This window comes from Streptomyces albipurpureus, assembly GCF_023701525.1.
Taxonomy (GTDB): domain Bacteria; phylum Actinomycetota; class Actinomycetes; order Streptomycetales; family Streptomycetaceae; genus Streptomyces; species Streptomyces albipurpureus.
Genome location: NZ_JAMQAW010000029.1, coordinates 1 through 13,512, shown reverse-complemented (window position 1 = coordinate 13,512; position 13,512 = coordinate 1). Strand labels below are relative to the sequence as shown.

Here is a 13,512-nt window from a genome sequence, read left to right as displayed (position 1 = left end):
AGCCTGTGTCCCCCATCGAATCTACCTGCGACCACTGACACCCTTCGCGCATGGGTGCGGTGGCCGGGTACCCGGGCGATTGATTCGGGCACCTGCCCGGGGCATGATCGGCCAAACCTCAGGCCGTGCCCCCCGCCGGGCTCGGGGCCGCTGCTGGCCGGGGAGCGCCCTAGGCGGCGGTGTCGGCGTCATCGGCGTTTCCGCCGTTCTCCTCCTCGTCGCTCTCCGTCAGAACCGGTGAGCCGTGGTGCGACCAGATGCGCCAGCCTTCTGGGGTGCGGCGGAACACGTTGGTGGCCACGACAAGCTGTCCCACCAGTGGACCCAGCTCACCGCTCTCCTCGGCGGGACCGCCGCTGAGGATGTTCTCCGTGCAGGTCACCAGGGCGGTGTCCCCGGCGACATTCACCTTCACATCGGTGAGGAAGAACTGGATGTACTCGGTGTTCGCCATGATCAGGGCGTAGGAACGCAGCACTTCACCGCGCCCGGAGAGGACCGGCCAGCCGGGGTGGATGCAGGAGATCTCATCCTCCAGCCACAGCTCTGAGAGGGCTTGGAAGTCGCCCCGCTCCATCGTCTCGTAGAACGTGGTGTTGGCCTCTTCGACCAACTCGATGTCGGTACGGCTCACCGGGCGGCCTCGACGGCGCGAGCGACCCGGACGGCATCCGCGGTGGCCTGCACTTCATGCACCCGCACGGCCCAGGCGCCCTCGTGTGCCGCGATGGCGGAGATGGCCGCGGTGGCGGCGTCTCGCTCCCTGGCTCGCGGGGGAGTGCCGTCCTTGGCCAGTACATGGCCGAGGAATCGCTTCCGGGAGGCTGCCACCAGCAGCGGGCGGCCCAGGCTCCGCAGGTCACTGAGGTGGGCGACCAGTGCCAGGTCGTGCACCGCCTCCTTGGCGAAGCCGAGCCCCGGGTCGATGATGATCCGGTCGGGGTCGATACCGCCGTCGACGACGGCCTCCATCCGGCCGCGTAGCTCTGCGGTGACCTCGGCGACGACGTCCTCGTACACGGCTCGACTGTTCATGTCGTGGCTGAAGCCCCGCCAGTGCATGACGACGAAGGGGACCTCGGCGGAAGCGACGGCGGGGACCATGGCGGGGTCCGCGAGCCCGCCGCTGACGTCATTGACGAGTACGGCCCCGGCCGCGACGGCCTGATCGGCCACCCGAGCGCGCATGGTGTCCACGGACACGGTGATCCCTTCGGCGACCAGCCCGCGGACGACGGGAACGACCCGGCGCAGCTCTTCCTCCTCGTCCACCCGGCTGGCGCCGGGGCGGGTGGATTCACCACCGACGTCGACGAGGTCCGCTCCATCGGCGACGAGATCGAGGCCGCGTTTGACCGCGGTGGTGGTGTCGAACCAGCGACCGCCGTCAGAGAAGGAGTCGGGTGTCACATTGACGACCCCCATGACCGCACAGCGATCCCACTCCGGCAACCCGCGCAACGTACTCATACGTCCAGCCTAGGCCCGCTCGCCGACAGCCGCGGCCTCCGGTCCTGTGCTTTCCCGCGGCTGGGCCGCCCCGACCCCACTATTCGGGCGTTGTGCATGCCGGGGAGCGGTGCGCAGCACCCGAGCTCAGGCGGTCCGGGCCCGGGGCTCGGTCGCTCGCGGACCGCTGTGGTGGGCGCGACGCCACAACCAGGCGGTGGAGACTTCGCCCGCGCTCATGCGGCTGAGCGACGGTGTCATCCCCGGCGTCGACACACCGACCGAGGCCGTCGCCGCCGTCACCGCCGGCGCGGACGCCGTCAAGCTCTTCCCGGCAACCCGCTGGACACCCGCGCTCATGCGGCTGAGCGACGGCCGGCTCGACCGCACCCCACGGCGCGACTCAGCGCTTGATTCCCCGCCCGTCGCTCGATGCCGGCCCCGCAGCCGAGGGGACCGTGCTGATGGAGTCCAACTCGACCGCGGTACGTGGGACATCCTGGGCGTCCGCGTCGATGGAACGCCGCAGCGCTTCATGCAGCTTCGCCGGGGTGAGCACACCCAGGAAGCGTCCCGGCCCCTCGTCGATGACCGCGATCCAACCGGCATCATGCTGGAGCATCGTGGCGAAGGCCTGTTTGAGCGACGCGCCGAGCGGTAGCCAAGCGTCCATACGGCGGGCGTGCTCTCGGACCGTTGAGCCTGCGGACCCCGCCGCGCGGGCGTGCTCGGCGGAGAGCCAGCCGTGCAGATTGCCGGCGCTGTCCAGCACCACGGCCCAGCGCGCCCCGAGCTCCCGAGGCAGCGGGTCATCGAGGTGTACGACCGGCGGCTGTTCGAGGTCGCTCTCTTCGATGGGGGTCACCGACAGCCGCTTGAGTCCGCGGTCGGCACCGACGAAATCGGCTACGTACGGGGTGGCTGGAGTGCCCAGGACGGCGGCCGGCGCATCGAACTGCTCGATCCGCCCCTGGCCGTAGACTGCGATGCGGTCACCGAGCCGGACCGCTTCCTCGATGTCGTGGGTCACAAAGAGGACGGTCTTGCGGACCTGCGACTGGAGCTTGAGGAACTCGTTCTGCAAGTGCTCGCGTACGACGGGGTCCACGGCGCCGAAGGGTTCGTCCATCAGCAGGACGGGCGGGTCAGCGGCGAGGGCGCGTGCCACTCCGACTCGCTGACGCTGTCCTCCGGAGAGCTGCTCGGGGTAGCGGTCGCCGTACACCGAGGGGTCCAGACCCACCAGATCCAGCAGCTCCGCGGCACGGGTCCGGGCCTTGGCGCGCTGCCAGCCGAGGAGATGGGGGACGGTGGCGGTGTTCTCCAGGACCGTCTTGTGGGGGAAGAGACCGACCTGCTGAATGACATAGCCGATACGGCGCCGGAGTTCGACCGGGTTCACGGATGAGACGTCCTCGCCGTCCATGAGTATGCGCCCGCTGCTCGGTTCAATGAGGCGGTTGACCATCTTCATCGTGGTCGTCTTGCCGCAGCCGGACGGCCCGACGAGTGTGACCAGTTCGCCCTCGGCCACCTCGAACGACAGATCGTCGACCGCCGTCGTCCCATCCGGATAGCGCTTGGTTACCTGCTCGAAACGGATCATGATTCCCCATTGTGACGGGTGCAGTGTGAAGGGCATGTTGCCGCTGTATGGCGCTCTCAAGCGATTGTCAGTGGCCAAGGTTATGGTCGGCAGACATACGTTCGGCAGTGGTGGGGAGGAGGGGGAGCATGAGTATGCGGCTGGCCGCACAGGGCTGTCTGGCGGCCAATGACTGGATATGCGGGGAGTATCTCCGCAGCCGTGGTCAGGAGTTGACCGACGCGACGGTCGAGCACATCTGGATCACCGTGGCATCGGTGCTGATCGGTCTCGCGGTGGCCTTTCCGTTGGCTCTCTTCGCCCGTGCGAAGCCGGCCTTCGCCGGCGCGGTGCTGGGCCTGACGACGCTGCTCTACACGATCCCCTCGCTGGCGATGTTCTCACTGCTGTTGCCCGTCTTCGGGTTGTCATCCGCACTTGTGGTGACCGGGCTGGTGCTCTATTCGCTGACCATTCTGGTGCGGAACATCCTCGCTGGCCTGGAGGCCGTGCCGGCAGAAGCACGGGAGGCCGCTCGGGGCATGGGTTACGGGCCCGGGCGGTTGCTCTGGGAGGTCGAATTGCCGCTGGCGCTGCCCGCGGTCATGGCGGGTCTGCGCATCGCCACGGTGTCGACGGTCGCCCTGACGACGGTCGGTGCGCTGGTCGGCAAGGGCGGGCTGGGCAATCTGATCGACGACGGAGTGCAGACGACCTTCAAGGCACAGGTGTTGACCGCGTCCGTTCTCTGCGTGGTGCTGGCGGTGGTGGCGGATCTGCTGCTGCTGGCGGTACAGCGACTGCTCACGCCATGGGCACGCCCTCCGAGAAGGCAGAGCTCGGGGAAGGCGCGGCGCGGTGACCGAATACGGACGGCCAGGGGCGGCCCGGTGGAGGACGCCACACGGCGGGCGGACGCCGAGATGGCGGAGGGGGTGGCCTGATGGGAGTGCTGGCAGATGCCTGGACCTGGCTGACCACCGGCTCCAACTGGGACGGTGAGAGCGGTGCCTGGCACCGACTGGGCGAGCATGTGTATGTGAGCGGGGTCGCGCTTCTGCTCGCCTGCGCCATCGCCCTGCCCATCGCCCTGTGGCTCGGGCATCTGGGCAAGGGAGGTGCGCTCGCGGTCAATGTGTCCAATGCGGGCCGGGCGATACCCGTGTTCGCGGTGCTCGCCCTCTTTATGCTCACTCCGCTACGGACCGCGGGTTATGCCCCGACGATCATCGCTCTGGTGTTGTTCGCGGTACCGCCGCTGCTGACGAACGCCTATGTCGGGATGCGGGAGGTGGACCGTGCGGTGCTGGAGGCGGCGCGGGGGATGGGGATGTCCGGCTGGCAGCTCTTCTTCCGAGTGGAGCTCCCTCTGGCGTATCCACTGCTGATGACCGGACTGCGCTCCGCCGCGGTGCAAGTGGTGGCCACCGCCACCATCGCATCAATGGTCGGCCAGGGCGGTCTCGGGCGCATCATCACGGCGGGCTTCAACACCTACAACACCCCGCAGGTGGTGGCTGGCGCCCTGCTCGCGGCCGGACTGGCGCTCCTGGTGGAAGGGGCGCTCGTGGTAGCTGATCGGCTGTGCAACCCCCTCCGCAAGCCGGTGGCGAGCCGACGGAAGGAGTCGGGGAGGGTGACGGCGGCTGCCTGAGCCTCGTGGGCGGTCTCCAGGGCTTACGGGCCGGTCCCCGTTGTTCCTCCGCTCACCAAGCCATCACCCGTGACCCACTCCGTTTCGCTGCCTCGGTCAACCATCGGACCGTGGTGGCCCGTCGGCCCGAGCAGGGCCTGACGACGCCTCCGCCGAACCAACCCTCTGATAGATCTCTTGGACGGAGAACCTGATGCGCAAGACCTCTCGAAGCGCGGGAGTAGTACTGGCCGCGGCTGCCCTGACGGGTTCTCTCGTCGCCTGTGGCGGAGACACCCTGGAGAAGTCGAAGGACGACGACGGGAAGGCCGATGGCTCGGGCAAGAAGGGCTCCCTCGTCGTGGGAGCGGCATCCTTCACCGAGTCCAGGGTCCTGGCCGAGTTGTATGCCCAGATCCTGGCCCACAGCGGTTACCAGACGTCCATCACCACGGTGAAGAACCGCGAACTGTACGAACCTTCGCTGGAGAAGGGCGAGATCGACATCGTGCCGGAATATGCGGCCACGATTGCGGAATTCCTCAACGCAAAGGCGAACGGGCCCAAGGCGCCCGAGGAGAAGCCCGTTGCCTCCAGCGATGTGAACGCGACCGTCGCCGCACTCACCAAGCTCGCCGAACCGCGCGGTCTGAAGGTGCTTCCGCCCGGTGAGGCCGTCGATCAGAACGCCTTTGCGGTGAGCAGGCAATTCGCCGAGAAGAACAACCTGAAGACGCTTTCTGATCTTGGCAGATCCCGACTGAAGGTCAAGATCGCAGCAGGTGATGAGTGTGAAGTGCGGCCGTTCTGTGCGCCTGGGCTGAAGGCCAAGTACGGCATCGACGTCACCGGAGTCGACCCCAAGGGCGTGGGCACCCCGCAGTCCAAGCAGGCACTCAGGGACGGGGCCGTACAGCTTGCGCTCACGACGACCACCGACGCCGTGCTCGATGGATTGGTGCTTCTGGAAGACGACAAGAAACTTCAGAACGCGGACAATGTCCTGCCGGTGGTCAATGCCAAGGACGCGGGAAGCGCGGAGATAGCCGAGGTGCTCGGCAGGCTCACCAAGGCACTGACGACCGCCGATCTGGCGGAGTTGAACCGCAAGGTGGACGCCGAGAGGGCGAAGCCCAAGGACGCGGCCAAGGAGTATCTGGAGTCCAAGGGCCTGCTCAACAAGTAGGAATGTGCGTCCCGGAGCGGTCCGCCGAGTTGTGCTGGAAAGCTCCGGGGCCGGTTTGATGCGTGCGTGCGCTGTGGTTTGAGCGGCGCTCAGCGATCCTTGACAAGATAAGACGAGCGAATTGAGGACCCACCATCCCATTTGACGTCTACTCACGGTAAATTTCTGGCCATGCCACGTGGACGTCACCGCCATTCCCCACCCCTGCACAAGCTGCTGCCGCCGTCCGCGGTCGCCGGAGCTTCGGCGCTCTGTGTCGTCGGCTCGTGGACACTGATAGATCCCGTCATGCTTCGGACCCTGGTCGCCGCCGCTGCGGCAGCCGCCGTCACCGGCGCCGTGATGATGCGTATGTGGGACCGTGAGGCGGGCCGTCAGGTCGCCGATCTCACCCGCGGTCGCCTCAACGACGCCTGGCAAACCGAGGAACGAATAGCCGAGTTGGAGGCGGACGCGGAGGCATCGCGCGATCTGCGGGTCAAACTTGACGCGAAGCTGCGCGCCAAGAGGGTGGAGCTGGCGGCGCTCCGCGGCGAACACGCCTTTCTTCTACGGCGGTACGCCACCGCGGAGACCGAGCGCGCTGGAGCGTTGGAAGAGCGTCGGCAACTCACGATTGAGGCGACCACTCCCAAGGCACTGCTCTCGGTCGGGCAGACGCCCACGGCAGCCGTCTACCTCCGTGCCACCAAGGCTCTGGACGAACTGACCGCCAATGCCGCGGCGCAACAGCAGAAGCGCCTGGCCGACGAAGCCCAGGAGCGGGACTCCGAGTCCGCGGAGTCCCCAGTGTCCGCAGAGTCCGCAGTGTCCTCAGAGTCCCCAGAGGACTCGGAACCGAAGTCAGCCACCAAGCCGGCCAGCACATCGATCGTCAAGTCCACGGGCGAGTCGGTCAACAGGACGGCGAGTGGGCCGGTGAGTGGGGCCGCTGATGAATCGAGCACGGCCGACAAGGCGAGCACGGCCAGTGAATCAAGCAGTGAGCCAAGCCCAGAGGTGGTCAGCCCAGAAGTAGTCAGCGAGGTGGCTGAGCCGCCGGGGAAGCCCGAGGCGGGCGCCGAGGAGGAGCACACCCGTCCGGCGGCCGCCGTCCCCGCCCTCCGTGCCGCCCCAAGGCCCGGAGGGATCGCCCCCTACGGTCCGCGCCATCGCCCTGGCGACTCCCGAACCGAAGGCGGGTTCAACTTCTTCGGCGCACAGCGTGCAGCCGGGACGATCCCCCCGCAGGACCCGTCCGAGACGGTTCCCTCGCAGCGGGAGGAGTCACAGCCGCCCGAGGCCGGTCGGACGGAGGATGCGCAGACCGCTGCCGTGGCGAACCCGAACGCCCCCCGCCCTCTGGCGCCCGTTCGCCCCTCGACCGGACCTCGCCCCTCGGCCGGTCGGCACGCCGCGCCTGCCCCGACCGCTAGCGCGAATGGTGCTCAGAGCGCCAAGGGCCGGGCCATCGCGACCGTGCCGAGTGTGCAGGAGGAAGACCTCGCCGATGTGGTGGGTGAGGAGGCCATGGCCGCGCAGCGCGATGGCTCCACGCGTGCGGTCGGCGATGTCATCGATCTGACGGGCCATGAGGAGCCGGAGCCTGAGGGAGTGCCGGCGGGCAAACTGCGCAGGGCCGTCAGCTCCTAGACCTGCTCTTGGCGCCCGATTCCCGCACCGGGTCCCCGGGGCGGGCCCGCCAGGAGCCCTGATCTGACGTGGATCACGGTCTGAGGACGGCCTCAGCGGGCGATCGGGCACTCCCCAAGCAACCCCGGACCCCGGCCACATGCCCGGAAGCCGCGCAGTCGATGGAGCTCCGCGTCCGAGGGCCCGTGGCCAGGCCTTGCCCCCAAAGCCATGGCGACACCCTGGAGCGGCGCCCGATACAGCGCTGCCTCGCCTCTGCCACCGGCAGGAGGCGAGCCTGTTTGAGTGCCCGCTCAGCTGTGACCCATCGGCTGGACGACGCTACTTGTCGATATCGCCGACGACAAAGAACAGCGAGCCGAGGATCGCCACCATGTCCGCGACCTGGGTCCCCGGAAGCAGTTCCGCAAGGACCTGGATGTTGTTGTACGAGGCTGAGCGCAGCTTCAACCGATAGGGCGTCTTCTCGCCCTTGGAGACCAGGTAGTAGCCGTTGATGCCGAGGGGGTTCTCGGTCCAGGCGTAGGTGTGGCCCTCGGGGGCCTTGAGTACCTTGGGCAACCGCTGGTTGATGGGCCCGGGCGGCAGCTGGGCGATCCGGTCGAGGCAGGCGTCAGCCAGTTCCAGTGCGTTGTGTGTCTGGTCCAGCAGCACTTCGAAGCGGGCCAGGCAGTCGCCCTCCGCGCGAGTGACCACCTTGAGCGTGTCCCGCAGCTCCCCGTAGGCGAGATAGGGCTCGTCCCGACGGAGGTCGAAGTCCACACCGGAAGCCCGGGCGATCGGTCCGCTGACGCCATAGCCATGCACCGCTGCGGCGGAGAGGACGCCCACATCGCGGGTGCGGCCGCGGAAGATCTCATTACCGAGCACCAACCGGTCGTACACATCCATACGGGAGCGGACCTCGGCCACGACCTGCCGTACGCGCCCTGTCCAGCCGGCGGGTAGGTCCTCCTTCAGTCCACCGACCCGATTGAACATGTAGTGCATTCGGCCGCCGGAGATCTCCTCCATGACGCTCTGGAGTTCTTCGCGTTCCCGGAAGGCGTGGAAGACGGGGGTGATGCCGCCGAGTTCGAGGGGGTACGAGCCCAGGAACATCAGATGGTTGAGCACCCGGTTCAACTCGGCGAGGAGTGTGCGGGTCCAGACCGCCCGCTCGGGGACCTCCATGCCCAGCATCCGCTCGACGGCCATCACCACACCCAGCTCGTTGGAGAACGCCGAAAGCCAGTCATGGCGGTTGGCGAGCATCACGATCTGCCGGTAGTCGCGGGCCTCGAAGAGTTTCTCGGCGCCCCGGTGCATATAGCCGATGACGGGTTCGGCGTGCTGGATCACCTCGCCGTCCAGGACCAGACGGAGCCGGAGGACGCCGTGCGTGGAAGGGTGCTGGGGGCCGATGTTCAGCACCATGTCGGTGCTTTCTGCGGCTCCGCCGATACCGAGGGTGGTCTCCGTCATGGGGATCAGTATCCCCCGCTCCGAGGGCGCCCCCGGAGGCCGGTCCCCGGGGGGAGCCCGCCCCGCCCCCTTACACCAGCCCGCTCATCAGTGCCAGAACCTCATCTGGGGCCACCTCAGCCCATCCCCGTACCCACTCAACCCGCGCCTGGCAGGCGCTCACCCGCCCAAAGCATCCGGCGTACGCCATCGACGTCCCCAGCCGCACTCTCATCTACTGCCCGAGCCGCGTTCCCGGTACGACACCGTAGGCCCGCGCCCAGCCCTCCCTCGGTCACCCGATTTCGCGCTGATTCGCGCTGATTCGCGGTGAGGAAGAGGCCGGCCCGGGCCTCTCAGGCGCCCGCGGCCCCGGTGGGAACCCGCTGGTGGAGCCAGCTGAAGTCACCTAGCCCGCCGGGGAGCAGTAGTTCGGCCGCCTCCGTCGCCGCGGACAGCGCACGAAGGTAGCCGGACGGGTCCGTGGTCGCCTGGGAGAGCGGGGGGCGCTGCGGGGCGACTCCCAGGGCCCGTAGCGACTCGCGCTGGGAGGTGAGCACCGCCCCCGGCAGCGCACACGCGTCCAGCGCCACATGAGTGGTGAGGTCGCAGCTCCCATCCGGCACCGGTCGTACCTCCCGGCCCTCGCGAAAACCGGTCAAGGTGCCGAACAGCGGGCGAGCCTGTGCCGTGTGCGCGTAGTCGACCGCCACCGCCAGCCCCGCGCTCAGCGTCGACACCGCCCCCGCCCATGCCTCGTCCCGTGGCCATCCGATCTCCGCCCGCGCGCCCGGCTCCTCCAGCGGCCACCAGCGCGCCAGCCACCGCGCGTCGTTGCCGGTCACCGGCTGACCGAGGCGTTCGCTGCCGTCAGGGTGGACCAGGACCTGGCGCACCACCCCGTCATCGTCGACCTCCGCGATGTCCACCGGGACGTTGTCGAGCCACTCATTGGCGAAGAGCAGCCCGCTGACCCCGTGCGGGGCCTGGTGCGTCCACTCGATCCGCGCGTCCAGGCCCTCGGGGCGGGCGGCGCGTTCCACGGCGTAGGCCCGTACCGGGAAGCCGGGTGGCAGAGCCGCCAGCACCCCGCTCAACAGCTCTCCGCGCCCCGCGCCCATGTCCACGATCACCGGATCATCCGCGAGTGTCCCGAGTTCCTCCACCGTCGTGCGCAGCAGTCGGGCGATTGCCGCGGCGAAGAGGGGCGAGGCATGTACAGAGGTACGGAAATGCCCTGCGGGACCCTCGGGGCGAAGGTAGAAACCGTCAGGCCCGTAAAGAGCGGCCTCCGTAGCTTCCCGCCAGCCCCGCCATTCACACTTCTCGTCCGTCACATGCGTAAGTCTCCACCTTGCGGAGTACGCCTCCGCTGTATGGATCGATCTGGCGGTTGACCCCGGTACCTTGCAAGGTTCCCTACTCTGGGTTACGTGCAGCGCGTCTATGACTTCATCCGCAGACACCCAACGGGCGTCGACACCTTCTGGGGCGTCGTCCTCTTTGGGTTCACCATGCTGTGGGTAGCCACCGGTACGGGCGGCACCGGACCCGCCTGGGCCGCCCTGCTCCTCGGGGCGGCGCTCAGCCTGGTCGTCGCGATGCGCCGCCGTAGGCCGGAGCAGATGCTGGTGCTCGGTGCCGTCGCCGGTATCGGGCAGCTCGTCCTGGACGTGCCGATCAACACGGCCGACTTCGCGATGCTCGTGATCATCTACACCGTCGCCGCGCACGACCGCTCCCGCTGGGCGTCCCGGCTCGCGCTCGCCGGCGGTCTCGTCGCCTCCCCGCTGGCGCAGCTGCGCTGGCCGCCGCCCGAGGCCACGACGACGCAGAACGTATTCCTCGTGATCTTCCTGGCCGTGCCGTTCGCCCTCGCCTGGGTGCTGGGCGACTCGATACGCACCCGCCGGGCCTACTTCGCCCAGCTGGAGGAGCGCGCCACCCGGCTGGAGCGGGAACGTGAGGCACAGGCAAAGGTCGCGGTGGCGGCCGAGCGGGCAAGGATCGCCCGTGAGCTGCACGATGTGGTCGCGCACAATGTGTCGGTCATGGTCGTCCAGGCCGATGGTGCCGCCTATGTGCTCGACGCCGCGCCCGACCAGGCCAAACAGGCACTGGACACCATCTCCACCACGGGCCGCCAGGCGCTTGCCGAGATGCGCCGACTCCTCGGTGTGCTGCGGACCGGCGATGACCCGGAGAGCGGGGAGTATGTGCCGCAGCCGGATGTGCAGCAGATCGAGGATCTGGTCGAGCAGGTCCGCCGAGCGGGTCTGACCGTGGACTTCAAGATCGAGGGGACTCCGAGGCCGCTGCCGAGCGGCGTCGAGCTCACTGCGTACCGCATCGTCCAGGAAGCACTGACCAATACCCGCAAGCACGCCGGCCCGGAGGTCGGCGCCAGCGTACGGCTGGTCTACTTCGACGACGGCCTCGGTCTGCTGGTGGAGGACGACGGCCGTGGTTCCTCGCATGAGCTGTACGAGGACGGGGGCGTGGACGGGCAGGGGCATGGGCTCATCGGGATGCGTGAGCGCATCGGTATGGTCGGCGGAACGCTGGACGCCGGGCCACGGCCGGGTGGAGGCTTTCGCATCAGCGCCCTGCTGCCGATGAAGGCCTCCTGACAGCCTCCGAAGCCCGGGGCAGGGCCCTTTGGGCGCCCCTGGTCCTCACCCGCTAAGTCGGGTCCACCCGGACCCGGTTGGCCGTTCCCGTACCGGCGGAGCAATGTCTGCGCCCTGAAGGCCCTGCTCCGCGTACCCCGCCCTGCGCCCTGAGACCCCGCCCTGAGACCCCGCCCTCGCATCGCATCCCCTCGCCAGAGGGCTGGGGTCCGGTGGGGTTGGCGCGCTGGTGGCGGCCGGTTCCTCGGCTGCGACACCTCTCGACGGCTCGTTCCGACGCCGCTGCTTCCTGACCTACGTACCCTGACGGTATGACTGACGCCACGGCCGGAACGCCCGCAACAAACGTAAGAGTCATGCTCGTCGATGATCAGGTGCTGCTGCGCACCGGCTTTCGGATGGTGCTCGCCGCCCAGCCGGACATGGAGGTCGTCGCCGAGGCCGGCGATGGCGCAGAGGCGATCGAGGTGCTGCGCTCGACGGCCGTGGACGTGGTGCTGATGGATGTACGCATGCCGAGGCTGGACGGGGTCGAGGCGACCCGACGGATCTGTGCGGCGCCCAATCCGCCCAAGGTGCTGATCCTGACCACCTTCGATCTGGACGAATACGCCTTCTCCGGACTGAAGGCCGGCGCCAGCGGCTTTATGCTCAAGGATGTGCCGCCCGGCGAGCTGCTGGCTGCGATCCGCTCGGTGCACAGCGGAGACGCGGTGGTCGCCCCCTCCACCACCCGTAGGCTGCTGGACCGCTTCTCGCCCATGCTCCCCAGCGGTGTCGGCGAGCCGAAGAACAAGGATGTGGACCGGCTCACGGAGCGCGAGCGCGAGGTGATGCTGTTGGTCGCGCAGGGGTTGTCGAACGGCGAGATCGCGGCCCGGCTGGTGCTGTCGGAGGCCACGGTGAAGACGCACGTCGGGCGTATCCTCACCAAACTGAACCTCCGCGACCGGGTGCAGGTCGTGGTGCTGGCCTATGAGACGGGGCTGGTGCGGGCCGGCGGCGGCGCCCACTGAGCCGCTTCACCTTCCGGTTGCTGTGCTGCCGGCCGCCTTGGTGTATTCCGCCCGAGGTTTTGGGGTGCCTGGGGTGGGCGCTCCTGTCTGTGTCCTCACCGGGGTCCCCTTGGCGGGGTGCCTGCGGTGGGGTGGGCTGCCTGTGCCCGAGGCTCTGGGCACAGGGCTGTGCGGCTTCGTGTTGGGTGTCCTCACCGGGGGTGGGGCCTTTTCTGTTGCTCGGGCTGCTGGTGGTCGAAGCCCTGGGTACATGGGCCGACCGTCCCCGTCTCAGTCGTCCCCGCCTAGGGCCAAGGGTTCCGTCCTCAAACGCCGGACGGGCTGAGGTGGGTTCCTGGCAGGGGCCTGTGTTGGTGGGGGTTGCCCGGGGTGAGGCCTTGGTTCTTGGGGCTGGGGAGCCTGTGTTGGCGTGGGTTGGGGGGTGCTATCGGGGGTGACTCCTCAGCGTCGACGGCCTGGAGCTTCTTTGATCCGGTGTGCGGGTCTTGCCGTCGATCGCTTCCGGGGACACCCCCTGCGCGCCCCCACGCCCAAGCCCGGTTCCTCTTGCCCCGGGTACCCGTCCTCTGGAGGAAGCAAGGGGACGGTCTCTGCGTCTCCGTATGAGCCTTGCCTCTCTTTGCCCTGGTCCCTGTCTCTCGGGAAACCTCTTGTGCGCCCCCCATCCGAAGTCCGATGTCCCTTGTCCTGGGTTGCGTGTCCCCTGGAGGAGATGCCGGAACGGGCGTGTTGGCGCCCCGCTTCCCAGTTCTCGGTGGTACGTGTCACCCGGAGCCGGGTGAAGGGGGCGATCGTGTTGCCCCCACCCAAGCCAGAGATCCCAGGCCAGAGATCCCAAGCCCAGCCCAAGCCCGGCCCCCTGACCCGGGTGAGGTTCCCCCGTTGTGTGGGGGTGGTTGGTTAGCTGGTCAGGGTGGGTTGGTGTGGTGTGGGTTTCG

The 13,512-nt window shown here is 68.4% G+C and carries 11 protein-coding genes; 6 read left to right on the top strand and 5 right to left on the bottom strand.

Annotated elements, in window-relative coordinates; all coding sequences use genetic code 11:
- Positions 1 to 169 precede the first annotated feature (169 nt).
- From NBG84_RS22920 to NBG84_RS22910, 3 genes are all read right to left on the bottom strand, one after another.
- Entirely contained in the window at positions 170 to 634 is a 465-nt protein-coding gene (locus NBG84_RS22920) for a nuclear transport factor 2 family protein (RefSeq protein WP_308312105.1), read from the bottom strand.
- Positions 631 to 1,470, bottom strand: a complete 840-nt coding sequence (gene folP / locus NBG84_RS22915) for a dihydropteroate synthase (protein ID WP_250921448.1) — start codon at positions 1,468 to 1,470, stop codon at positions 631 to 633. Before folP ends, NBG84_RS22920 begins: the two co-directional genes overlap by 4 nt.
- A 382-nt stretch (positions 1,471 to 1,852) precedes the next feature.
- A complete protein-coding gene (locus NBG84_RS22910; protein ID WP_250921447.1) occupies positions 1,853 to 3,055 on the bottom strand; it encodes an ABC transporter ATP-binding protein in 1,203 nt (400 codons plus the stop codon).
- A gap of 140 nt (positions 3,056 to 3,195) precedes the next feature.
- Here NBG84_RS22910 and NBG84_RS22905 point away from each other — a divergent pair, with 140 nt between their 5' ends.
- The 4 genes from NBG84_RS22905 (at position 3,196) to NBG84_RS22890 (ending at position 7,485) form a co-directional block, all read left to right on the top strand.
- On the top strand, positions 3,196 to 3,978 hold the full coding sequence (locus NBG84_RS22905) for an ABC transporter permease (RefSeq protein WP_250921641.1): 783 nt from the start codon (positions 3,196 to 3,198) through the stop codon (positions 3,976 to 3,978).
- The gene (locus NBG84_RS22900; RefSeq protein WP_250921446.1) at positions 3,978 to 4,688 is read left to right on the top strand and encodes an ABC transporter permease; all 711 of its coding nucleotides are present in this window, start codon (positions 3,978 to 3,980) and stop codon (positions 4,686 to 4,688) included. Before NBG84_RS22905 ends, NBG84_RS22900 begins: the two co-directional genes overlap by 1 nt.
- Before the next feature lie 193 nt (positions 4,689 to 4,881).
- Positions 4,882 to 5,853 (top strand): ABC transporter substrate-binding protein, encoded by a 972-nt coding sequence (locus tag NBG84_RS22895; RefSeq protein ID WP_250921445.1) that lies wholly within the window; start codon positions 4,882 to 4,884, stop codon positions 5,851 to 5,853.
- A 171-nt stretch (positions 5,854 to 6,024) separates the two neighbouring features.
- The gene (locus NBG84_RS22890; protein ID WP_250921444.1) at positions 6,025 to 7,485 is read left to right on the top strand and encodes a hypothetical protein; all 1,461 of its coding nucleotides are present in this window, start codon (positions 6,025 to 6,027) and stop codon (positions 7,483 to 7,485) included.
- A gap of 321 nt (positions 7,486 to 7,806) precedes the next feature.
- On the opposite strand, the gene NBG84_RS22885 is transcribed toward NBG84_RS22890, so the two are convergent.
- On the bottom strand, positions 7,807 to 8,949 hold the full coding sequence (locus tag NBG84_RS22885; RefSeq protein WP_250921443.1) for an NADH-quinone oxidoreductase subunit D: 1,143 nt from the start codon (positions 8,947 to 8,949) through the stop codon (positions 7,807 to 7,809).
- Positions 8,950 to 9,284: 335 nt separating this feature from the next.
- Entirely contained in the window at positions 9,285 to 10,265 is a 981-nt protein-coding gene (locus NBG84_RS22880) for an SAM-dependent methyltransferase (protein ID WP_250921442.1), read from the bottom strand.
- A 96-nt stretch (positions 10,266 to 10,361) separates the two neighbouring features.
- On the opposite strand from NBG84_RS22880, the gene NBG84_RS22875 reads away from it, so the two are divergent.
- Positions 10,362 to 11,558: a sensor histidine kinase gene (locus NBG84_RS22875; protein WP_250921441.1), complete on the top strand. Its 1,197-nt coding sequence runs from the start codon at positions 10,362 to 10,364 to the stop codon at positions 11,556 to 11,558.
- 311 nt (positions 11,559 to 11,869) lie between these two features.
- Positions 11,870 to 12,574: a response regulator gene (locus tag NBG84_RS22870; RefSeq protein WP_250921440.1), complete on the top strand. Its 705-nt coding sequence runs from the start codon at positions 11,870 to 11,872 to the stop codon at positions 12,572 to 12,574.
- Positions 12,575 to 13,512 lie beyond the last annotated feature (938 nt).

Coding starts and splice junctions, on each gene's coding strand:
- folP (WP_250921448.1), bottom strand. CDS start 1,470: ATGAGTACGTTGCGCGGGTTGCCGGAGTGGGATCGCTGTGCGGTCATG.
- NBG84_RS22910 (WP_250921447.1), bottom strand. CDS start 3,055: ATGATCCGTTTCGAGCAGGTAACCAAGCGCTATCCGGATGGGACGACG.
- NBG84_RS22900 (WP_250921446.1), top strand. CDS start 3,978: ATGGGAGTGCTGGCAGATGCCTGGACCTGGCTGACCACCGGCTCCAAC.
- NBG84_RS22895 (WP_250921445.1), top strand. CDS start 4,882: ATGCGCAAGACCTCTCGAAGCGCGGGAGTAGTACTGGCCGCGGCTGCC.
- NBG84_RS22890 (WP_250921444.1), top strand. CDS start 6,025: ATGCCACGTGGACGTCACCGCCATTCCCCACCCCTGCACAAGCTGCTG.
- NBG84_RS22885 (WP_250921443.1), bottom strand. CDS start 8,949: ATGACGGAGACCACCCTCGGTATCGGCGGAGCCGCAGAAAGCACCGAC.
- NBG84_RS22870 (WP_250921440.1), top strand. CDS start 11,870: ATGACTGACGCCACGGCCGGAACGCCCGCAACAAACGTAAGAGTCATG.